Raw genomic sequence first — 22,369 nt, 5'->3', positions numbered from 1 at the left:
TTCTCTCCTGATAAAAACTGTTTTAATACTTTCTTCTTGAATGCTGTTTCTTCTTCTTTCATACTGCTCTATCTTATAAACTTTAACTAAAATTCAAAGTCTTAGACAGAGTTTAGATTACAGTCTCGTTCGCTACGCCAGTTTCAAAAAAATCTCCACACCTACGGGAAGTATTTTTTCTTCACTGCCCTTGCCACAATCACACCGTCCTGTGGTTAGGCACTATGTTTAAGTTATTATTTAGAGTTCGTTTCGGTAACAGGTGGCTATTGGCGGGCGTGCTTCTGGTTGTTCATTCTTCATGGGCATTGTTCGGTGCAGTGTAGTCTATTATACTATTCAGCTCTTTTGGTTAGAGTTTAGTTTCTCAAAGCTGCCCTTTTTAGGTGGCTTACTTTGTTCTTTATAATGTCTGCCTTAGAAGAATTCAATTATAATGGTTAATGTTTCAAGGTTTCGTTTTTATTAGAATAAAATTAAACGTATTGATAAAGAGGTTTTTATGCCCTAGATATCAGCTTTGTTTTATTTGAATCTTGTTTATTAAATTTTCGACTATAGATTTGTGTACTATTTGTAATAAGTCTAAATAAAAATGAAATACTGTTTAACAATAGTTGCGATATTATTCTCAATTAGCGCATTCTCCCAATCTGTCTTAACTGGAAAAATAACCGATCAAAAGGATCAGCCACTTATTGGGGTTAGTGTCTATGTCCAATCTTTGCAAAAAGGAGCAGTCTCGGACCATACTGGTAAATTTGAAATAGCAGGATTGGACAAAGGAACGTACAAGGTTTCATTCAGTATGATCGGTTATTTGACAGAAGTAGTGGAAATTTCAGTTGATGGTGAAGGAAAGTTAGAGTGGTTTCAGGTTCTTATGGAAGATCTAGCCAACCTAAATGAAATAGTCGTGTCTGCGAGCAGGCATTCAGAATTTCTTTCGGAAATCCCCGCTTCCGTTACTGTTGTGAATGAAAAACAGTTGGAAGACCTGAGTCAATCTACAAGTAATATCAGTGAAATTCTGGAATTTACGGTTCCAGGTTTGGGTGTTTCCACAGGTACTTTTTCCAACTGGGGGCAAACATTGAGAGGTCGTTCCCTATTGGTAATGGTCGACGGGATTCCCCAATCTTCACCTTTGAGAAATGGGCAACTCGGAATCAAATCTGTCAGTCCTTTGGATATTAGCAGAGTAGAAGTGATCAAAGGAGCTACTTCAATTTTTGGTAACGGAGGAAACGGAGGGTTTATCAACTACATTACCAAAAGACCGAATGCTTCAAGAAAAATCGAAGGCACCACAAGTCTGTGGGGCACGTCCAATTTAGCTAAAACCAAGGATGCATTGGGATATGGGGTTTACCAATCCCTAAAAGGGAAATTGGATAAATTCAGCTATTTAGTAAGTGGTAGTTTTGAACAAACTGGAAATAAATACGATGCAAATGGTGATGTGATCCTGCCAACTTATGGATTGGATAATACCCAAATCGTAACCGGATTAGCGAAAATTGACTATCAGCTATCAGATAAACAGTCAATTACTTTGGGAGGGAATATTTATAATTCACGTCAGGACACTCCTTTTATACCTGTTCCAGCGAGTTTTGAGGTGCAGGAGAATGGTGATTATACCTTAACTCCAGGATACGGAGTCGAGGGATCCATTGAAGGAGAGGATCCAACTGGCTCAAAATTGATCAATGGACAGTTAACGTATAACTATTACTCGATTTTTAGAGGTTCCACCGATTTTGCCACCGATCTATATTATCAGAACACCAAAAATGTGTTCTTTTATTCAGACAAATTCGAGAATGGAGGGCAATCTGTGATCAATGCAGAAAAATTCGGTATCAGACCAAATTTCACCTCCAATATCCCAACCAAAGGCTCCACAAACATTACTTTGATTTATGGTCTGGATTTATTGAATGACAAAACGAACCAAGGACTTCTCGATGGTAGATTATGGGTTCCCAATATTGATATGTTCAGTTGGGCTCCGTATTTGCAATCTACCGTCAAGTTTGACCAAAATTGGGTGCTTAAAGTTGGGATGAGGTATGATGATATGCGATTGAATATTGATGATTATAATACCCTTCCATATTCTGCCCTTAGCGACGGTAATTTTACTCCTTCAGTAGCAGTCGAAGGAGGTGTCATTGGGTTTAATAACCTATCATTTAACGCAGGGCTTAGATTTATTAAGCATCAGGAATTTATTCCATATGTTAGTTATTCTCAGGGTTTCTCTATCTCTGATTTAGGCTCTGTTTTGAGATCTGCTACGGCATCTAATATCAACGATATTCAGCTCGAGCCGGCCGTGACTGAGAATTTTGAATTTGGGTTTACTTCCATGTTCAATAATTTCAAACTGGAGGCAGTGGGATATTATAGTACGTCAAATTTGGGTACCGGGGTGGTATTTGACGAATCCATTAATTCCTTTGTTCCCTCAAAACAGCCACAGAATATCTATGGGGCTGAAGTTGCATTGGACTATAGAGCTTTTGACAGTAAACTACTACTGGGAGTGAGCTATTCTTATGTAGAAGGGGTCAACAAAAGTACTGGCAGTGGAAGCACCTTAACCTACCTTGGCGGTGATGTCATTAATGCTCCCAAATTGACAGCCTATGTTACCTACAACCCAAGTGATAAAATCAGTACCTCACTTCGGATGACCTCTTTGGGAGATAGAGATCGATTTGATCCATATCTGGATGGAGCCGGAAATTATACCTATAGACATACCCAGTTTCCAGTAGAAGGATATACTCTTGTAAATTGGTCTGCTAACTATCAAATGCTAGAAAATCTAGGCCTTTCTTTGGCTATCAATAATTTGTTGAAGGAGTTTTATTTGCCAGCCAGATCACAATGGGCAGCTCCTTTAAAGACTTTTTCTGGAACAGGGGAAGGGATCAATGCGAAGTTAAGCCTGCAATACAATTTCTAAACAGAAATTGATAAACAACAAGTATGTTTTAATTCAACCCAGAGCCTATTAAGCTTTGGGTTTTGTTATTAAGAAATCAGATTGACACGCTTCCAGAAATTCAATAGAAAACTCCATCTCTGGTTAGGAATAACTTGCGGATTGATTGCATCATTCTCGGGTTTAACAGGTTCCATGTATGTATGGCAGCCCGAAATTTCCGCATTTTTAAATTCTGATTTATTGGAAATCCAGCAAAAGGAGGAATTTGATGAGAGTTGGCTGTTGAATACGATGAAGTCCCTGATTGAAGAAAGGGGAGGGGAAATCAGTCAAATCCATTTGCCTTATAGAGAGCAGCAAACTATTTCAATCGATTATAAAGATGGAAAAACGGAGTATTTTCATCCTTATTCGGGTACGTATCTCGGTGAAAAATCGAATTCAATTAAATTTTTCGAAAAATTATTGATTTACCACAGGACCTTGGGAATAGCCGATTATGGTAAATATATCATCGGTACCAGCGCCTTGATTTTTGTGTTCCTCCTTTTAATGTCTGGATTGAAAATTTGGTGGGATATCTATGGAAAGAAGGTGTCAAGTGGATTTAAACTGAAATGGAATTCGCCAAAAAGACTTTTTAATTATAATTTGCATAAAGTCCTGGGAATTTTCTTCTTCCTTCCATTAGGTTTTATGGCTTTCTCAGGTGCATATTTTACCTTCAATTCTTCTTACAAAGAAGTCATGCAGGTTTTTGATTTGCCTAAAAAAGTGAATCAAATTTACGTAGATCATAGCCTACCGACTTATCATTCAATTGGTGAATACTTAACTCATTATGATGAAACTTACTTCATTCGAGCCATATATTTTCTTGTGGATGGAAATGGGAAATATAAAATAAGATTGATAGAGCGTCGGGAAATTCAAACAGGACTAAGAAAAACCAAGGAAATGGAGTTGCATCAAGATGGAAGCGTCCTTACACTATCAGATTTTCCTAATGATCCCTTAAGCTTACAAATGGCCGGTCAATTCTACCCCATCCATATTGGTGAAATCGGAGGGATAGTTGGTCGTTTTTTAGTGTTTATATCAGGATTTATCCCTTTAGTTTTGCTGGTTTCTGGTTGGAAAATTCATAATTCAAAAAAATAGAGGATGGATATATTCCCTAATAAAAGGATAGAAGTTTGCTTACCCAAATAACATGTTACTCTAATATAGATTCAAATTTGCGATCAAATAATCCTTTTGTCATCATTCAATTTGCCTCTATTTCTCTGAAGTTTATACTGAATAATTTGATTCCAGCGAAAAGGTGAAATTTCAATTTGTTAAATAAATTTGAAACTGTACCCATGGAAATTAATAAGCTGTTGAAAGAATTTCCAGTAAAACCAGTGTCTTAATTATTAAAGAATATTAGATTTTTTATCTAGTAAGTAATCCGCTCAACCTAAACTTTGTTCCTACGGAGATGGATTAATTTTTTTTATAAAATATAGTTTCGAATGGAAGGTTATTGTCTCTTGGAGTTTTGGAGAATGTTGTTTTAGTTTTCCTTTAAGCACTTCAATCTCACCCCACTCCCCAATTTCGGATGATATGAAGGATTATATTCTACCAACCCTCGATCTTTTAATTCGGAGATGCATTTATGGTAAGTGACGATGCTTTTGACTCCCGATAGTTTCATGATTTTTCGCCTGGATACCCGAAATGGACTGCATCTCTTTTGTTCTTTCCAGAGTTGTAGCATGGCCAGAAACACAGCTACTCTGGACGGTTTGATGTCCCTTTCTTTTACGATTCTATCGACATAATATTCCATTTGAAGAACTTTCATAACTGGTTACTTTTATTGTTTGAATAAAGATTTCAACTCTTCGGATTTGTAGTAATAGAGGCCTGAGATTTTAACAGGATGCAATAGTCCCCGAATCCGTAAATTCTGTAAGGCTGCATCGGAAATACTCAGCATTTTTTTTACATCCCGGCTTCTTAGCCATTCCTTTTCGTTTGGTTTATTCTCAGTTGGTTTTTCCAGTAATTTTTTGAGATCTGCAAATAGCTGAAATCGTAAGGTGTCCAAATCTTCTTTAGTGATGGTTTCCATGGTCTTGGAATTGAAATTGAATTGACTTAGGCTTGGTTACTTTAAGGTTCTTTAGCTAATGCGACCCGACTTTGACTCATACGGTTGAACGTTGGCAGGTAGCATATGTAGCCATACTCATGGAGTTGCCGGATGATTTTGAAGTAGGTGGCTGTGCTGGATATCTTAGCAGCTTTCATCAGCTCTTCCCGTTTTATTGGAAAGGGTTCAGTACCTCCATATTCTTCACGTGCATGAAGCAGCACGGAGAAAACCCCGATATGGGAAAGGCATATTCTGGGATCTTTCTCAATCCCTGCCATAAATTCCTCCAATGCTTCTTTCATCTGTACATGCTTTTTTTTAAATGGTCAGATGGAATCTTGCAAGCTAAGTAATACTTATAATGTATTGCGTTCTCTGTCATGCTTGATTTCATCTGCTCCATTTTGGGTGAATTAACCTGCTACTCCTGCACTTTTCCTTTTTCGTGTCTTCTTCTTGGGACTCTCATCCGATTCTTCATTGACTTCCTGTTTTTGGGATTTGCTCTGTGATTCACTTTTGCCTTCCCGAATAGTTTCTGAGGTGCGTACCTGATTTGAATCGTAGGTATTCACATTTTTGAATTGTGGGCTGGCTTCTACATAGCGCTTTTGTTCGCCCTCACTACCAATAAAAGTTACCGATTGTCGGTTTCCCTTTTTTAAGGAATCCATCAGCTTGCTTTGGTCTTCAGGATAACCAAGTTCTTTTATCGGGTGCTTTTCCAAGGCCTTTTGCAGGTCAAAGCCGTAATTCTCATGGAACTGCTTTAGTTTAAAGTTTCCTTGATTATCCGTTTCCTTAAAGTCCAGTTGGACCCAGGCATTATACTTTTCCTGTTCCTTGTTTACCAGATCTTTGTTTACTGCACGTCCGTCCAACAGATTGTATCCTTCCTTCAATGTGATGTTGTTGTCCTTGCCGATGTAAAAGGTCTGATTGATCGCCGGTTCATCCTGTCCGGATTTGGTCAGACTCAGATCGTACTTGTTAAAGAAATACATATCAGTCATTTCTGACTTTCGAAAATGCAGGTTTGAATTGACGGTATCCCCTCCAAAATTTGCTTGATGATTTAGCGTGAAATTGGATTCTCCCTTGCTGATCTTTTCTTTTAATTGAGGCTCCAAAGCTTCGCCGAATCCGGTGTACTTAACCTGGTTTTTGAGGTAATCGAAATTTTGCTCGTTCATGATCTATGTTGTTTGTGGTTAACTGATAAAGATTTATTGATTGGTTTTTCTGTAGGTAAGGAATCTTACTCTACCACAGCTGCCTGGATAATGTGGTTGTTTTTGACTTTTATTTTCAAATGTCTTCCGCCTTGTTGTTCCATTAATTCAATTCCTAAATGCTTTTGGTCTGGAATGGTAAACTTGGGAAGTGCGACTACTATAGTCTGGGTTGATTGGGCAGGAATTTGTGCTGTATTGCCAAGAATCTGAATGGGGATTTGCTCCAGTTCCTGTACTGCTGTTCGTTTGTCTTTTCTGTTGTCCCGGATAAAAAAGCGGAACTGTTCCACATCGTAGGTAATATTGGTTTGGTTCTCCAGCCTGATCTGAAAATAGAGTAGGTCTTCTTCGATGTAGATACCGGTCAGACTTAGCCCGGTCATGTATTTACGTTGTCTGATCGGCTTAATTTGCCTGTTTTTTACAGCTACTTTTTGAGCTGTTTCTAAAACGGCCACTTCATTGGATGTTCCCTTTGGGAACTCAGCTGCAGGTTTTTTGGAACCTGGAATTACAGTCAAATTGAGCTGTTGGGGATTTGCTGAATAACTTACTTTAAATGAGTAAAACTTACCGTCCGATGTGATCACAGTTAGGTTGCTATTGTTCATTTCGCTTGTTTCAGCCTTCACCTGAAGGATGTTTTCAACGGAATTTGCACGTTGAACCATGATTTCTCGATTACCTCGGTCCACACTTTTGATGGCCTGCGGGAAAATCAGGTTGGTAGTGAGCTGCTCGCTGATCTGTAAGGAAACAGAAGGGATTGCTTGCGTAGTAAAGGATGAATTTGATTGGGCTTTTACTCTATTGCCAACCAGAGAAGTTATTCCCACAAGCACTAGTGTGACTGTCCATTTTGTGAGTTGATCGCTTTTCATAGTATTGGATTTAGAAGTTAGCGTTGGTTTTTTCATCACTGAGCCAGATCTGATAACCTGCTTTTAGCGTAAACTGAATCAGTTTGGTCTTTTTGCTTAAGAAGGTTTTTGCCGTTTCGATTCCCGCACTTGCAGCCTGAGCTTCCAGTGAGGTATCGAATGTGCTGATCCCAAATCCCTGAATTGCCCGATCACTAGCTTGTGCAGTCACTTCTCTTGATAGTGATCCTGGGATGTAAATTCCTTCCATTCCATCTGCATCATGAACTGTCAAAGCCACGGGTAGAATCTGGTCATGTACCCGAATGTGCTGGATTTCAATTTTTAGACGTTCTCCGTTGAGTGAAGCGGTGCCATATACCAGCTGATCTTTGGGAATAGTTAATCCATTGATACTTGCTGCCTCAGTCAACCGAAGTTTCACTGTAGCTCCTGATGTCAGTGTTTGTGTTTCATGGATTACAGCTTTAATGGAGTTTGACTGCTCGTTTATATCGTCTGGACTTTCTAAGCCAAAGAAGCCATTTCTCCCTGCCGTTTCTATTTCTCCTACAGTAGCTGCCTCAGTAGGGTCTAAACTGGAAATATGTTGAGTATTAGAAATTGGGTTTACACTAAATACCTGGTTTTGCTGCTGGATCTGGTTGGAGCGTATTCTGGCTTGTACACGTTCAGGATGCTGTATGTCCAGAATCTGTTCGAGTAACTGGCTCATTTGCTGCATTTCAGGATCTGAGCTTGCATTGCCTGCCTGCATCTGCTGCATCATGTGATCTAAGCGATCCAAGTCTGCGTTAAGCGTTGGATCACCGGCAGTTTGAGTGAGTTGGTTTGTCTCAACTTTTTTATCGTGAACTTCAGCAATCGGGTCTTCCATAAGCATTTGGTTGAGTGTTTCCAGTTTTTCCATAATTAACCGTTCATTCGGGTCCTGAAATTCAGCCATAGGAACACTTCCCAACCTGCCATTTTCCAAGGATTGGGAATCAGTTAGTTGATCTTCAATACCGGTGCTTTTTTCCGGTTTATAAGCCATGCGATAGTACGGGTCATTCTTTACTGCCTGTAGAAATCTAGCAGAGTCTGTTTGGGACTTTTTATAATGCCCTAGCTTGTCAAGTACTTGGGTTTTATTATCTGCAATACCTGGCAGCTCCATGTTGATTCCACTTTGCTGGCTTTGCATAGGATCAGTTGCTATCCCGTTTCCACCGCCGAGAGCCCAGAATGTAAAAGTCAAAAAGGGTACTGTGAGCAGGGGTAGCATTAGAAGAAATTTTCGTTTCTGCTGTTGTTTTTGGGTTGTTGTGTTAGTCATGGTTTATATTGTTTTGAAGTGTTAGGGTTTGAAGTGAGACTGTCGGGATCGGAATTTGAATTTCCCAAATCAGGAAAGTAGGGGAGGTTGGTTGTTGGTAATGGTTCTGTTGGAGGAGAAAAGGAGGAGCTTTTAAAAACAAGCAGGTAGGCACATCCACTTAATGAAATGAGGAGAAAGAGAATTAAGTATAGGTATTTAGCTCTTTGACTGAGTTTCTCAGTTCTGTGGTGGAGCAGTTCCGCGAATTTTTGGGCTTGGAGTTGCCCAAATTCTTGGACTGCTTCGATGGGATTGGGATGTGTTTGAGGGGTATTCATGCTTAGCGGTTTTGAATATGTGTATCTTTATTTTCCAATGTCTTCCAGCCTTCGATCAGGAAACCATGAGGATTATTATCACTGCGGGACACCTCGCGCAGGTAACCTTCAGTTACTATTTTTCGGGTAACGATGGAGCCTGTCCGGGTCAACTGTTGGGTACCATAATACCGGAAGTAAGACGGGGTTTGCTGCAGATCAATGGATACACTGTCCATGTTGATTTCCTGACTGATATTCCCTGCAATGATATTTGAGTAGTAATTGCTTTCCGTCAGGTTATCGTATTGACGTTTTGCAGAAGCATCTGCCAGATAGAGTGCTTTGGCTGTATTGGCGATGATGACTTTTTCATCAGGATCGAGTGTGAAGAAATACCGATGAAAGGCGGATATATGATCTTTTGCCTCGACTAGAATATTATCCCTGCGGTCTGTTGCAAAAGCTTCCAAAGCCTTTCCATTGGCCAGGATGTAGACTTTTTGCTGAAGCGATGCGGTCAATTGCTGACTCTTGTAGAGGGTGAAACCTGAAAAGAGGAGACAACCGAGGATTATCGTAAGTGTGAATAACCGGATTTGTCGAAAGGCGGTGTCTATGTTTTTTGGTTTGCTGAACATGGGTAGTAAGATTAAGAGTTGCCTTTAAGTTTGCTGGATTGATAATCACTGCCATCCTTGAAATAACCGGCAGCCGTACCACGTGAAGCCATGGACTGGTTCATGCTTCCTGCCTTATCTCCATAGGAATCAGCAGACATACTTGATCCTCGTGTTGTAGCTATTTTGGCGGCGGAGCTGGCCATGGAAACAGTGCTGAATGCAGCTTGAGTGAAAAAGCTGGATGCTTTATGCGGAAGTGTTCCACCTGAAGCAGCATGGACAATGTAGTTGGCTACTGAGGGTACTGAGAAATAGCCTATGATACCGATCACCAAAAAGATCAGGTATCCTGTATCTGTGGCAGAGAAGAAGGTGTCCCCGGTGCTTTCGATTTGTCCTATGTCCAGCACGAGCATTTTTTCCTGTACGGTGCTGATGATGGCACCGAAGATATTGGCCACGGGTAGCCAGAGGTAGATATTAATATAGCGGGCAAGCCAGACCGTAAGAGTATGCTGGAATCCATCATAGACAGATAGACCGAAAACCAAGGGACCCAGAATGGATAGAACAACCAGCTGAAAGGTTCTCAGGGTATTGATGCAAAGCGCGGCAGCTTCAAATAGCAATTGCAATATTTCAGCAAGGGCTTGTTTAATCCAATGTTTAAAATTGAAGCTCCATTTTGCATTTGAGAAAAGTTCGTTGTTCCATAAAGATTCTAAAAAACTTTCCTCCGGAGCAGTAGCTTCCTCAGGCAAACCCTGAGTGTATTTCAACCATTTTTCATAATCCCCCTCCCTGTAATTACTTCGGTACATTTGGCCTTTAATAGTCCCTTTAACGACTTCTTCTTTATGCTTCAGAAGGTTTTCAATAGCTTGGTTGGAATTGTCCATCATCGAGGCTGTAGCGTTGACAGTTGGATTCATCACTCCATTGATCAGGGAAAGAACAGATGGGAATAGCAGGATACAAAAGCCGATGGCAAATGGCCGGAACAAGGGATAGAAGTCTATGGGCTCAGCATTTGCTATGGATCGCCAGACTCTGGAGGCGATATACCATAAAGCTCCAAAGGCAGCAATTCCCTGAGCCACGCTGATCAATTGACTGCATAATGGCATCATCTCAGAGTAAAGGTCTTCCAACACGCCATGGAGTCCTCTATCATAGCCCACCTGGGCCTGAGTAGTCAGTGGTAGAAGGATGGAGAATAAAATGATAGCTATGGATTTAGGAATTACTTTCATGGCGATGGTTGAGCTTAGTTCCCTATTTATTGATAGAGGTTTTTGATTCCATTTACTTCCTGATTTGCCTTGATTCGGCTCATTGCCAGAACCTGGTTCTCCTGATTGAATGCAATTAGAAAAATCAGCTGGTCTTGCATGTGGGTATGTATCTGATCAATGGCTGCCAAGCGTTCCTCATCTGACATCCTAAGTCTATTTGCAGTTAAGACTAAGGTTAGTTCGTCGAGCTGTTGCAGACTTTTTTTGAAGAGATTGTTATACACTGAAGAGAGGTAAGAGATTTCCCTACTCGTGAACTGACCTGAGTTTTTGAGTTTCGTAAAGGCCGACTTATAATCCTTCACCAGCTTGATTTGAAAGCGGATGATTTCTGTGACTTTGTAATAGTTTTTTACAGTTGGATTTACTTTTAACAATCCATCCAGGAAGGCTTCATGGATTGTGAAATTTCCTGACGCAATATTTGAAATCTGTGAATATCCGGAGTTCAGTGTGGTGTATCCTTTTTCCAGATCGCTGAGTATTTGCTTGAGCTGGCTCAGTTTGGTGACATTCAGTAGTAACTGAGCAATTTCGTCTGCCTGTGCAGATGCTGGCTGAAGGTTTATCGTGAAAATGAGCGGGAAAAGCAGTATCAGTAATTTTTTCATGGTTGAGTAGGTTAGAGTTGATCATGGGTATGAAAGTTTCTTACTTGGCTAATCCCGTTTAGTTCCTGCTCTCTAAGGCTGGATAATTGAATGGCTTCCTGTCCAAACCGCATTGTATAGGAATAGATGCTTTGCATGTGCAGGAGGAGTTGTTCCAGTCTAATGATGCGCTCTGAATCAGACAGGCTGAGTTCGCCGTTATGCAAAAGGGCTTGTAGCTCAGTGAGCAGTTGCCCAGTTTCTTTTTGAATGTTTAAAAAAACATGGCTGACCACATTTTCTTCAGACTCATTAAGTTGGTTGAGTGAGCTAAGTTGCTTTTGGTATTGTCTTGACACCCGTTGAATAGTTGAAGCTAATCCTATTATTTGCCGGGTGTTTGAATGGTTTTTTACTTTAGAACTTACCTTCTCAAAAGACTGGAAATGATCCTTATGCTGATCAAAATCTCCATTTGTGATGGTACTGACCAAGCTGAGCCCTTGTTGGCTAACCTCATAACCTTTTTTAAGGACAGTACGGTAGGATTGTAATGCAAAGATCTGCTCGGCCAGATACTTCTTTTTGGTCTGCTTTTGTTGAAACCATTCCTGGAAGTTCTGGGCTGATACTGGCAATGCCGCAGCGATGAGGTAAAGGAAAATAAGTAGCTTTTTCATAGGAATAGGGATTTAGGGTTGGATCCCGTAGAGTAGCTGTATGTGTAAAATCTCTGTGTTGCTTCTCGCCCGTTGTAGACTCAGCTGTCCGTTGCTGCGGTTAAATGAGAGCAAGTCCTGGTAGTTTTGATCTACCTGTAGAGCAGTCTCATTCAGTAGGGTCAGTCTTTCCCCATCACTCATTTGAAGGGTAAATGATTTGATAAGGATTGACAGTTGATCCAGGTTTTCTACAGTAGCTCCCAGAATTCCGGCATACACCTGCCCCATGTACTCTTTTTCCAGGATGGTGAAATGATCATCCTGCTGGATTACTGCCCAGACTTTTTTGTATTCAGTGACAATCAGTGTTTGTTTTTGGGCGATGTCACGTACCCGATGGTAGCTGGAAATCGCTGACTTGACCTGTTGGAGCTCGTCGAAATATTTTTCGTAGAGTTCGCGTTGCTTTTCTGTCCAGCTGGAGATCTCATCTAACTTGAGTTTGGACATGGTGTTTTCCAATACTTTTTGGGCATTCTGTAGCCAGATGACTTTATTTTGCTGCCTCTGAATTTGAAGATCTACTGCAACGATGACTTTCTTGACAGCAGCCTTAATTATCTCTACAATAGGAATTGCTGCTGCCGCCTGAGTCCGGGTTGGCGGAAGGATAAATGCTACACAAAGTACCGTGAGCAGGACTGTACGGCGGATGTTTTTATGGGAGCTAATCATGGCTGTGTTTTTAGTGTTGGACTTGTTCTACTGTAAGTGCTGCTATTCCTTTTTGTATGGAGCCGTATCGATGGGCATAATCCATCACCTTGATTTTCTCGGTTTCTTCAGTCGTATAGGAGAGGTACTCTTCTTTGGATACCTCGGTACGATACACTTTGGAGAGCATTCCACCCAGACTGATGAATACCTCCTTGTAGATGCGATTGGGATCATTTGCCTTGTTGACAGAAAGTACCATTGCCCGTTCCTTGTCAGTTAAGCCCAAGAGTTCTTGGATCTGATCAAATTTGTTCTGGTACTTGGACTGATCCAGTAGGATCTTGCAGTCACTGTTGTTGATGATTGCTTGCTTAACCACAGGGGAGCTGATGATATCCTCGACTTCCTGGGTGACTACAATGGCTTCCCCGAAGAACTTTCGGACTGTTTTAAATAAGTATTTGATGTATTCAGCCATGCCTTCCTTGGCAATGGCTTTCCAGGCTTCCTCAATGAGAATCAGTTTGCGGATGCCTTTGAGCTTTCGCATTTTGTTGATGAAGACTTCCATGATGATGATGGTCACCACTGGGAATAGGATAGGATGGTCTTTGATATTGTCCAGTTCAAAGACAATGAATCGCTCCTGAAGCAAGTCTAGGTTCTCGGTGGCATTTAAGAGGTAATCGAATTCTCCCCCTCTGTAATAGGGGCGAAGCACATAAAGGAAATTGCTGATGTCAAAATCCTTCTCCTTGACTTTATCGATTTGAAGAAGAGGCAGAAAGTCTGACTTCACGTACTCGTAAAAGCTGTTGAAACTCGCAAACAGGGATGAATCTGAAGCCAATTTTTCATAATATCCTTTTAAGGCATTGGATAGCGCTACATACTCGCTACGCGTGAATGTTTCGTTGTCTTTTTTCCAGAGTGCAAGCAGCAGCGTCTTGATGCTTTCTTTTTTTTCGGTATCCAGCTGGTCACCTTCAGCAATGTAAAAGGGATTGAATTGGATGGGGTTTTTCTCATCATAAGTGAAGTAATAACCTCCGACCAGATCACAGAGTCCTTTGTAGGAATGCCCCACATCCACAAGGACTACATGCGTTCCCTGCTCGTAATAACTGCGGATCATGTGATTGGTGAAAAAGGATTTGCCGCTACCACTTGGACCAAGGATGAATTTGTTTCTGTTGGTGCAGATGCCTCTTTTCACAGGTTCATCGGATAGATCCACATGAACTGGCTTTCCGGTGAGCCGGTCTCCCAATCGAATTCCAAATGGGCTGAGCGAGTTGCGATAGCCAGTTTCCAGATTTAGGAAACAACTGGCTTGCTCCACAAAGGTGTCAAAGCTATCATTCATCGGAAAGTCGGCACTGTTACCAGGAATTCCTGCCCAGAAGATCTGGGCAGCTCCGACGGTTTCTTCCCTTGCAGTAGCCTCCATCTGGGAGAGGGCAGCGCCAACCTGCTTTTTGATATCAGGGATCTGTAGTGGATCTTCTGTCCAGGTTAGGATATTGAAGTGGGCTTTTACAGGTAGCCTTTGTTCACTGATCGCCTCATTCAAATAGTCATTGGTAGCATCCCTTGCAATGGCATTTTCCCTGCTGTAATTGGCAAGTGACTGGAGACGGAGCCGTTTGGATTCCAGTCTTTTTAGAGTTTGCTGTACATCTTCAATAAAGATGTACTGGTTGTAGATATGGTTGCAGGGTAAGAGTTGACCTAGTGCTGAGGCAAAGCCTACGCTGAATTTGGTAGTGTCCGTACTGTATTTGTCGTAGTTGATTCTGCTTCCGCAAAGTGAAGGCAAATCACTGGCATCGGAAAGGGTGAATAAACGGCAGTGCTTGTTACCAATGCTTAGGCTTGGTTTGAAGTTGATGTCTGAAAGCCATGTTGGTTCCTTGGATTCCGAGAGACTACAGTATTTTTCCAGTATTCCCTTTTGGGTGCGAGTGCTGTAAATGTCGAGTTCTTTTAGTCGCTTTATATGAACAAATCCACTGTCGGTCAGGATGCGTTCGAACTGTCCGCAGGTATCCAGAAAGTTGGGAATGGTGTCAGCAAGAATCAATTCCTCAGGTACAATATGGGAGCGGAGTAGGGTGGAAAACAGGCTGCTTGAAACCTTCCTGTTTTTAGGACTTAGCGTTAAGTATAGGTAACAGCAATGATCTAAATAGGGACGTTCGTGAAAGAAACGCTCACTACTTCTATGCAGAAAGCTTTCTTCGGATTCCATGAAATTAGCTTGATGGCGGCTGTCTATAAACCAATCCTGTTTGTGTAGAATACTGTGCTTGGGAAGTGATTTGATAGCCTTGATCCACACCTGATGAAAGGCTTCGTATTCCTGATTACTTAAGGTAAAGATCTCTGGAAGTTCTGCCTGGAAAGCTACCGTGATATCCCCTTGTTTGGAAAGGATACAGTCCTGCTCTATACTCAGGATAGGAAAATGGGTTTCAAGTAGTCTTTCCATGGATTGGTTTAATTTTCTCTTTGGGAATGAGGGTTTTTGTGGGTTTGACTAGCGTATATGGGCTATTTTTTAGTTCTGGGTTTCCGATAGATTCCTCTTGATTTGATGCGGATGCCATGCGGGATCTGACGGTGGGCAAGCTTTTTCATCATGCCGTGTTCCCCATATTTATGGCTGAGTTGATAGACCTTGACGACTAAAACTGATCCTGAGATTGTGATAATGATCAGACAGATAAAGGGATTTACCCCAAGAATAAATAAGATGGCGAAGCTGACAAGTAGTGCCAGCACACCGGCACCGAGGTACCAGATATACTGGGCTTTTAATCCTTTGAATTCGATGGACTTATTGATGCCTTTATTGATTTTATAAATGCTAGTTCCCATGGGTGTGTAAGTTTTGATTATACCCCAAAGAAGGACTTGATGACTGTGGCGACTACCACGAGAAACACGCAGCTTCCAAACCAGGCAGCGGCAACTTTTCCGGTGTCCGGGTCGCCTGCATTCCATTTTTGGTAAACTTTAACTGCGCCGATCAATCCCAGAATAGCGCCGATGGCATACATCAGACTAGTGCCTGCATCAAAGTAGCTTCGAACCTGTCGGTTGGCTTCGTTGATTCCTGCAAGACCATCCTGGGCTTTTGCAGTCAGTGTAGAAAAAACTAGCAGTAGGGCAGATAGGCCTGCTCTTGACTTGGATGAGGTAAGGAGTTGCTGGTTCTTTTTCATGTTTGCTTTATTTAGTGGTTGTTGTGATGCTGTAAAGTTTTGGGAGGGTTATGCTTGATTGGAATTAAGGAGAATGAGCAGCCCAGGCTTCTTCGAGTTCTGTTTCGCTGAAGGAAATCCTGCACTGCTTTTCAGCGTTTTCTAAAATGAAATTGATAACGGCAACCCGGTAGGCGGGCTCCCGAAGCCCGGTGTGGTTTGACAGCATCTGGATCAGCTGCAATAGCAATGTTTCCTTGCTTATCCTATTTTGCCCCGCCTTCCCGAGGATGCCGCTTAATTCCGCAACTGTTGCTTCCAACTCTTCAAAATGATCAGTAGGCTTTCCATCAATCCTCCTGTGGTCCTGCTCCTCTTCCTGTTGACGGTTCTGACTGATCTTATTTATCCTGCCGGAAAGCAGGCTGCGAAATTCTTGTGGATAGTGTGCTACCAGTATGGTTATATAGTAAGCCGCTATGACTACTGCCAAGGTGCTGAAGTATGTGTTCCAGGTAATTGCTTCCAACATAGTGCGACTGTTTTGAGTCAGCGTCCTTGATTTGTCTCGCTGACAGAAGCAAATGTGGGTATGGTAAATTCCTGGTTTTTACACCGATGTGGTAGCTACCAAAAAAAAATAATGAAAGTATTTGGATTGGGGAATGTGTAATTACTGACACCTTAACCAATTGCTAGGTATATATCTAGATGGTTAATTGGGATTTATTCTAGGGAATTTGATAGCAAAAAAAATGAGAGTTTTGGCCTCTGAATTCCTCACAAAGTTAGTCCTCTGGGCTCTGGGCGACCGAAAGCTTCCGGCATAAAGCCGCTTGCTGCGCTGCGCTTTTTATTCCTTTGCCTTCCGGTCTTTGTCGCCCACGGCCTGATGAAGCTTCATAATTCATTGTTCCACAAAAACGAAAAAGATTATGGAGACCCAAGAAAGAAAAATTGATTTGTTTGAAGTAGCTGAGATTAAGCTGAGCTACAGTGCCAAGATTAAAAGCAGTCAAAGACCGAAGGTGGATTGTTCCAGACAGGTATATGAAGTGTTTGCCCAAGCCTGGGATCAGGACAGGATAGAGTTTGTTGAGGATTTCAAAGTGATGCTGCTATCCAGAGCTAATAGAGTTTTAGGGATAGTAACTATCAGTTCTGGAGGTACAGCTGGTACAGTGGTAGATATTAAACTAGTCTATGCGGCAGCCATCAAATCAAATTCTAGTTCAGTAATAATAGCTCATAATCATCCTTCAGGGAATCTGAGACCTTCAGAACAGGATAAGCGATTAACCCAGCGAATCAAACAGGCTGGAAACCTTCTGGATATCCCAGTGCTGGATCATGTGATTATGACAACTGAAGGATACTATTCCTTTGCAGATGAAGGGGAGCTTTAGGCTTCCTTTTTTATTTTTCTGAATTCAACTCCGTTTTTCATTTTCGATCAGTACGTATGTTTTTATTCAAAGTCATTTTTGCTTTTAGATACGATAAAAATGTGATTGTGATTTCAATAAGTTGACCTATTTCAAAGCAGTAAGTCATATAGAGCAAGTTTTTCAAATGCAATTTTGAGGGTTCTTTAGTGTAATGGTTCTTTAGGGGTATTGTGTGAGCCTACAGTAAAACTTTAATTTTTTCTATTCCTTCTTCAGCCAATTTAGCCAGAACCGGTCACACGAGGCAAGAGACTTCGGCATAAATCCCATGCTTTCGCCCCTGCTGGTTTATTCCGATTCCTCTTGCACTTAGTGCCCGGCTCAGGCTGGTGCAGCTTCATAAGTATTTGTCAAACCAAAACACAATAGCTATGAAGACTGAAGTAAAAAGATCAGTAAGTGAGACACCTGTAAGAAGGAAGAACAGGGAGGCCTATTCAAGTAAGGCTGTAAACTCAGTAAAAACAAAAGGATCATCGGATATCTATCAGAAGTTTACCGATCTGATTATTGAGAAACTGGAACAGGGAGTGATTCCCTGGAAGCAACCTTGGCATGAGATGGGATTGCCCTGTAATTACCTCACCAAGAAACCTTATAAAGGGATTAACCTCTGGCTGTTATTATCCTGTGGGCATCAGTATCCGTATTACCTGACTTTCAAACAGGCTAATTCATTAGGTGGTAAAATTAAGAAGGGTGCAAAGGCTCTTCCCATCTGCTTCTGGAACTTTGTCTTCAGGGACAAGAAGACAGGGAAGACGATTCCCGAGAGCAAACTGGACTTCTATGATCTCAAACAGGTCGGTAGATCCGGATTTCTCAGAGAATTCAAGGTCTTTCCCATAGAACAGATAGAGGGGATCGATTGGGAGTTTCCAGAGGCATCACTTAAAACCCAGTTACTGGAAAATGAGGCCTGCCAGAAAATTTATGCAGAAATGGTAAGGCCTCCCGAGTTGATTCATCAAGGTTCCATGGCATATTACAGAACGGATCTTGATCAAATTACCATGCCGGAAAGGAAATTGTTTCCATCGAGCGAAGCCTATTTTGGAGTGCTTTACCATGAGCTTTGCCATGCGACAGGGCATTCTTCGAGACTTAATAGGACAGAAATCACAAACCCACATTCATTTTCTGATTCCGGGTATGCAAGAGAAGAACTTTTGGCGGAAATGGGGGCAGGTTACCTAAATAACTACACAGGGATATTGGATGAAAATCTGCTGGAAAACTCAGCAGCGTATATCCAAAGCTGGTTAAAGGAACTTCGGAACGACAAACATCTACTAATAGACGCAGCTAGCAAAGCGCAGAAAGCAGTCGATTATATTCTCAATGAGTGTCCATTTTAGAAAGAGGGGGCAACCCCTTTTTTGGTCATGGCTGGATACTGAAAAGGGTTTGGTCTATAAAAGATCCGTATTTAAAACTGAAGCTATTGAGCAGTTGGTGGATCTTTCGAAGGGTAAAAGATGAAAACATATGCTACCAATGGCCACGTGACTTACTGAATTGAAAAATTCAATGTGGCCATGGAAGCGCAAGAGTTAGTGAAGAATTACGGGTGTTTGTCTTTTCAGTAGTTTACCGAAAGATGTTTTTTTAGATTGGTTGGAATTGTTTAGTGGTGGAAACTTATGATGGTTTTCTTAGGTAAGTACTTAGGAGTTCAAGCTGGGATGATCTATCTATATTGGAAAATATTCTTATTTTGAACCTTTATAACTGAAAATATTTAACATTTCTAGTTAGAATCGCTCATGTATTGGAAAAAACTTGCAAGGACAATTTTTATCATAATAGAAAATATTTGTCTAATAGTTATTTATAATGGAAAATATTTATAATATTGAGTTTGAACCTGATTTATAATGGAAAAAAATATCCCAATCCACTTACAGGAAATTATATATAGCTCTTCTGATCCAACTATCTCCAGGTTTGTTTCAAAACTGGAAAAAGAAGGTAAAATCAGAAAAATTGCACCTAGATTATATTCAGCTAATTTCGAGGATAGCCCAGCAGCTATCATAAGAAGAAATCTGTTTTCTGTTCTTGGGAAATTATATCCAGGAGCAGTATTAAGCCATCGTTCTGCGCTGGAATTTAAGCCTACGAATGCAGGTCAGATATTTCTGACGTATAAATACACCAAGAAAATTGAATTGCCGGGCATAATGATCCACTTTTTGAAAGGTAACGGGCCAATAGAAGGAGACAGCCCATTATCTGGGGAGTTATATGCTTCCCAACGTGAACGGGCATTTTTGGAGAACCTTCAAGTCTCAAGGAGACCGGGGCCTGATTCAAAAACGTTGACATTTCCTGAAATAGAAGATCGTCTGGAACAAATTATAAGGGTAAACGGAGAACAGGAGCTGAATAAAGTAAGAGACCGGGCTAGGATCCTAGCGAAGGAATTAACTATGCAACCTGAGTTTGATAAACTAAACAAGATAATCAGCGCACTACTGACAACCCATCCGGCAACTATATTAAAATCTCCGGTAGCCGCCGCACGTGCATTTGGTAATCCTTATGATCCTGCCAGGATTAGTTTATTCGAAATGTTGTTTCAGGAATTGGCCCAACAGGAATTCAAATACAGGGAAGAGCAAAACCTCAGTAACAAGTCGTACAGGAATTTTGCATTTTTTGAAAGTTATTTTTCTAATTACATCGAGGGTACCGTGTTCGAAGTGGCGGAGGCAAAGCAAATTATCCAGACCCAACAACCACTTGTAAATAGAAATGAAGATTCGCATGACGTTTTGGGGACTTACAGGATTGTCTCAAATAAGAGCGAAATGAGTACTACTCCCAATTCACCGGAGGAATTACTTACCATATTGAGTTATAGACACCAGCTATTCTTATCTGCTAGGGCAGATAAGAATCCCGGAAGTTTTAAGCATATTAATAATTATGCCGGTCAAACTGAATTTGTTGATTCTTCACTTGTAAGGGGAACGCTGATCAAAAGTTTTGACTTTTACCAAGCACTAAAGCACCCATTTGCGAAGGCAGCCTATATTATGTTCGTTATCAGCGAAATTCATCCGTTTTTGGATGGAAACGGGCGTGTGGCCAGGGTAATGATGAATGCTGAGCTAACAAAAGCAATGCAATCCAAAATAATAATACCAACAGTGTATAGGGAGGATTATTTGGGAGCCTTAAGAAAATTAACCAGACAAAGTGATCCTAAGCCCTATATTCGAATGCTTTCCCGCACCCATGAATTTAGCGCCACGATTGTAAGCGAAGACATGGACAAAATGCAGGCACTGTTGGAACAAAGCAATGCCTTTTTGGAACATACAGAGGGAAAATTAAGAATTATTGGCTAAGTGCCCAGTAACTATTGATAGCTACATCCAATTGCACCTATTCGGATACTATTTGCGGCAAGGACTCTTCCTTATCCTGTACTTTGTATTACCTAGGGTTAGGTAAGGACATATGGCAACCGGCATTATTCAGGATTATCAGATTAAAGAATTTCCTCCCAATTGATTTCCGGTAGGTCTTCCAGTATGTTGTGGAGGTAACCGTCTCCCTGGGCAAATAATATCGGAGGTGTGTCTTCGGTCTCTTTGATTCGCACAGGGATTTCATTGTTGTTTGCTAAAACAAATAACTCCCAACTCCCGGAACGTATCCCTTCAATAGCCTCTTTGGTACTGATAGCCCATCGCTGACCAGTATTGTTGACTCCTCCGATCTTCAGGATAAGAATTGAATCTTTACTCTTGGAATCCTTTTGTATAAAATGGACGATTAATTTTCTCATGTGTTTAATCTATTCTCGTATAAATATGTCAAATAATATAGAGGAAGCATTAGTTCGTCTACCAAATGCTGATTTATTCTGTAGTAGGAGTGCAAATGGTATAATGATTTTTTTTCGCTCTATTCCCTTACCGACTTTAGTTTTACTCCCTTTTCCAGAAGCATTTGTAGGAGAATAGAACCATCCTTTTCATTATCCTGCTCAATAAACCCTCGGATGGCTCTGGAAAGAGATGCAATTTCATGCGCCTTTTTAAAGCGATCAAAAGGGAATGGATCTGGATTTGCGCTTATAATCAAGCTTACTTTTATTTCCACACGCTTCTCGATCCCTTTTAATTCACTACATATTTCTGCCCAGTTGTACATGCGATTTTTGAAATGATTCTTATCGCAATATCGAATGACTTTGAGTTAATAATTTGGTTCTGCCTTGTTTTAAATTCTTTTTGAACCAAACTGTCTCAGTGGTTTTGAAAAATAAGGGATGGGCCGTGTGTTCGCCATAATCTTCGGGGCAATGCCTCTTTTGTATTGGTGTTTAAAAAGGTACTAAATTTCCCCGAACAAGTCATCCCGGAATTTGAGACTGAGTTTGTTGAATTATTAAAGTGTTAACGGTCTCTTCTCAAAAACTATCTTATATTTAAATGGTCATAGATAATTAGTAATGAGGTGTTTAAAAGGTTATTCTGATTGGGAGGATAGAAGAGATAGGGAAATCGCATTGATTGATTCAGAAACAAGGTCATTAAATATTTCGTTTTTCAGGGTTTTCATCCTTTTCCCTATTATTGTTCTAGTTGTAATTATTACAAATGAATTACTGGGTAATTCATACACTGCAAAAGGAACTGTAGTTGGATATTCTTTTTCTGAGGGTGAATGGGTGGGGCCGCCGTCAATGTTTTCTGATCATCCTAGTATGATGTCTTCATTTACTCATTATAGAGAAGATGCATATAATGTGATTGTCAAAATGGAATCAGGGCAAACCATATCATTTTTATGTTTTTCATGTAAAGCATCCAGTTATAAAAGTGGTGATTCTGTTGATTTCATCATTTCCGAACCCTTAGTAGGCCGAGCAAAGTATTCAGAAGCAGAGAAGTAGCTTTCGGTTTATATTAAACTGGATTTTGAAGCAAAATGATTGTTGGCTCACTAGCTTGAATTATAAACTAGTAGAGGT

The 22,369-nt window shown here is 40.9% G+C and carries 24 protein-coding genes; 6 read left to right on the top strand and 18 right to left on the bottom strand.

What is annotated here, in order from left to right; genetic code table 11:
• The first annotated feature begins 595 nt into the window (after window positions 1-595).
• Window positions 596-2,977, top strand: a complete 2,382-nt coding sequence (locus LZF95_RS23630) for a TonB-dependent receptor (protein WP_233757812.1) — start codon at window positions 596-598, stop codon at window positions 2,975-2,977.
• Window positions 2,978-3,058: 81 nt separating this feature from the next.
• The gene (locus LZF95_RS23625; protein ID WP_262912313.1) at window positions 3,059-4,120 is read left to right on the top strand and encodes a PepSY domain-containing protein; all 1,062 of its coding nucleotides are present in this window, start codon (window positions 3,059-3,061) and stop codon (window positions 4,118-4,120) included.
• A gap of 397 nt (window positions 4,121-4,517) precedes the next feature.
• Here LZF95_RS23625 and LZF95_RS23620 read toward each other — a convergent pair whose 3' ends face one another.
• From LZF95_RS23620 to LZF95_RS23545, 16 genes are all read right to left on the bottom strand, one after another.
• Entirely contained in the window at window positions 4,518-4,811 is a 294-nt protein-coding gene (locus LZF95_RS23620; protein WP_233757809.1) for a hypothetical protein, read from the bottom strand.
• A 12-nt stretch (window positions 4,812-4,823) separates the two neighbouring features.
• A complete protein-coding gene (locus LZF95_RS23615; RefSeq protein ID WP_233757807.1) occupies window positions 4,824-5,081 on the bottom strand; it encodes a helix-turn-helix domain-containing protein in 258 nt (85 codons plus the stop codon).
• Between the two features lie 41 nt (window positions 5,082-5,122).
• On the bottom strand, window positions 5,123-5,407 hold the full coding sequence (locus LZF95_RS23610) for a hypothetical protein (RefSeq protein WP_192085379.1): 285 nt from the start codon (window positions 5,405-5,407) through the stop codon (window positions 5,123-5,125).
• Window positions 5,408-5,518: 111 nt separating this feature from the next.
• Window positions 5,519-6,298 carry a hypothetical protein gene (locus LZF95_RS23605; protein WP_233757805.1) on the bottom strand — a complete coding sequence of 260 codons (780 nt, stop codon included), beginning with the start codon at window positions 6,296-6,298 and terminating at the stop codon, window positions 5,519-5,521.
• Window positions 6,299-6,363: 65 nt separating this feature from the next.
• Window positions 6,364-7,221 (bottom strand): conjugative transposon protein TraN, encoded by an 858-nt coding sequence (gene traN / locus LZF95_RS23600; protein ID WP_158530593.1) that lies wholly within the window; start codon window positions 7,219-7,221, stop codon window positions 6,364-6,366.
• A 10-nt stretch (window positions 7,222-7,231) separates the two neighbouring features.
• Window positions 7,232-8,539: a conjugative transposon protein TraM gene (traM, locus tag LZF95_RS23595; protein ID WP_233757803.1), complete on the bottom strand. Its 1,308-nt coding sequence runs from the start codon at window positions 8,537-8,539 to the stop codon at window positions 7,232-7,234.
• Window positions 8,536-8,859: a hypothetical protein gene (locus tag LZF95_RS23590; protein WP_192085375.1), complete on the bottom strand. Its 324-nt coding sequence runs from the start codon at window positions 8,857-8,859 to the stop codon at window positions 8,536-8,538. The genes traM and LZF95_RS23590 overlap by 4 nt, the downstream gene beginning before the upstream one ends.
• A 2-nt stretch (window positions 8,860-8,861) precedes the next feature.
• The gene (gene traK, locus LZF95_RS23585; RefSeq protein ID WP_233757801.1) at window positions 8,862-9,479 is read right to left on the bottom strand and encodes a conjugative transposon protein TraK; all 618 of its coding nucleotides are present in this window, start codon (window positions 9,477-9,479) and stop codon (window positions 8,862-8,864) included.
• Between the two features lie 11 nt (window positions 9,480-9,490).
• Window positions 9,491-10,714, bottom strand: coding sequence for a conjugative transposon protein TraJ (gene traJ, locus LZF95_RS23580; RefSeq protein WP_233757800.1), 1,224 nt, complete (start codon window positions 10,712-10,714; stop codon window positions 9,491-9,493).
• A 26-nt stretch (window positions 10,715-10,740) separates the two neighbouring features.
• Window positions 10,741-11,367, bottom strand: coding sequence for a TerB family tellurite resistance protein (locus tag LZF95_RS23575; RefSeq protein ID WP_233757799.1), 627 nt, complete (start codon window positions 11,365-11,367; stop codon window positions 10,741-10,743).
• An 11-nt stretch (window positions 11,368-11,378) separates the two neighbouring features.
• Window positions 11,379-12,026: a hypothetical protein gene (locus tag LZF95_RS23570; RefSeq protein WP_233757798.1), complete on the bottom strand. Its 648-nt coding sequence runs from the start codon at window positions 12,024-12,026 to the stop codon at window positions 11,379-11,381.
• Window positions 12,027-12,038: 12 nt separating this feature from the next.
• Complete coding sequence (locus tag LZF95_RS23565) at window positions 12,039-12,743, bottom strand: conjugal transfer protein TraI (RefSeq protein ID WP_233757797.1); 705 nt, start codon at window positions 12,741-12,743, stop codon at window positions 12,039-12,041.
• Between the two features lie 10 nt (window positions 12,744-12,753).
• The gene (locus tag LZF95_RS23560; protein ID WP_233757796.1) at window positions 12,754-15,216 is read right to left on the bottom strand and encodes a TraG family conjugative transposon ATPase; all 2,463 of its coding nucleotides are present in this window, start codon (window positions 15,214-15,216) and stop codon (window positions 12,754-12,756) included.
• A gap of 62 nt (window positions 15,217-15,278) precedes the next feature.
• Window positions 15,279-15,605 (bottom strand): DUF4133 domain-containing protein, encoded by a 327-nt coding sequence (locus LZF95_RS23555; RefSeq protein WP_233757795.1) that lies wholly within the window; start codon window positions 15,603-15,605, stop codon window positions 15,279-15,281.
• A gap of 17 nt (window positions 15,606-15,622) precedes the next feature.
• Window positions 15,623-15,952: a DUF4134 domain-containing protein gene (locus LZF95_RS23550; protein ID WP_111612336.1), complete on the bottom strand. Its 330-nt coding sequence runs from the start codon at window positions 15,950-15,952 to the stop codon at window positions 15,623-15,625.
• A gap of 64 nt (window positions 15,953-16,016) precedes the next feature.
• On the bottom strand, window positions 16,017-16,463 hold the full coding sequence (locus LZF95_RS23545) for a hypothetical protein (protein WP_233757794.1): 447 nt from the start codon (window positions 16,461-16,463) through the stop codon (window positions 16,017-16,019).
• A 403-nt stretch (window positions 16,464-16,866) separates the two neighbouring features.
• On the opposite strand from LZF95_RS23545, the gene LZF95_RS23540 reads away from it, so the two are divergent.
• The 3 genes from LZF95_RS23540 (at window position 16,867) to LZF95_RS23530 (ending at window position 20,735) form a co-directional block, all read left to right on the top strand.
• Window positions 16,867-17,337, top strand: a complete 471-nt coding sequence (locus LZF95_RS23540; RefSeq protein ID WP_233757793.1) for a JAB domain-containing protein — start codon at window positions 16,867-16,869, stop codon at window positions 17,335-17,337.
• 413 nt (window positions 17,338-17,750) lie between these two features.
• Window positions 17,751-18,737 carry an ArdC family protein gene (locus LZF95_RS23535; protein WP_233757792.1) on the top strand — a complete coding sequence of 329 codons (987 nt, stop codon included), beginning with the start codon at window positions 17,751-17,753 and terminating at the stop codon, window positions 18,735-18,737.
• A gap of 519 nt (window positions 18,738-19,256) precedes the next feature.
• A complete protein-coding gene (locus LZF95_RS23530) occupies window positions 19,257-20,735 on the top strand; it encodes a Fic family protein (protein ID WP_233757791.1) in 1,479 nt (492 codons plus the stop codon).
• Between the two features lie 143 nt (window positions 20,736-20,878).
• Here the strand turns inward: LZF95_RS23530 and LZF95_RS23525 are convergent, their stop codons facing one another.
• Entirely contained in the window at window positions 20,879-21,178 is a 300-nt protein-coding gene (locus LZF95_RS23525; protein ID WP_233757790.1) for a DUF3892 domain-containing protein, read from the bottom strand.
• 119 nt (window positions 21,179-21,297) lie between these two features.
• Window positions 21,298-21,546, bottom strand: a complete 249-nt coding sequence (locus LZF95_RS23520; protein ID WP_233757789.1) for a hypothetical protein — start codon at window positions 21,544-21,546, stop codon at window positions 21,298-21,300.
• Window positions 21,547-21,847: 301 nt separating this feature from the next.
• On the opposite strand from LZF95_RS23520, the gene LZF95_RS23515 reads away from it, so the two are divergent.
• Entirely contained in the window at window positions 21,848-22,291 is a 444-nt protein-coding gene (locus tag LZF95_RS23515) for a hypothetical protein (protein ID WP_233757788.1), read from the top strand.
• The last annotated feature ends 78 nt before the right edge of the window (window positions 22,292-22,369 follow it).

Source organism: Algoriphagus sp. AGSA1 (assembly GCF_021390545.1).
Lineage (GTDB): Bacteria > Bacteroidota > Bacteroidia > Cytophagales > Cyclobacteriaceae > Algoriphagus.
The sequence above is the reverse complement of the archived record's forward strand: the minus strand, read 5'-3'. Positions and strand labels throughout refer to the sequence as shown.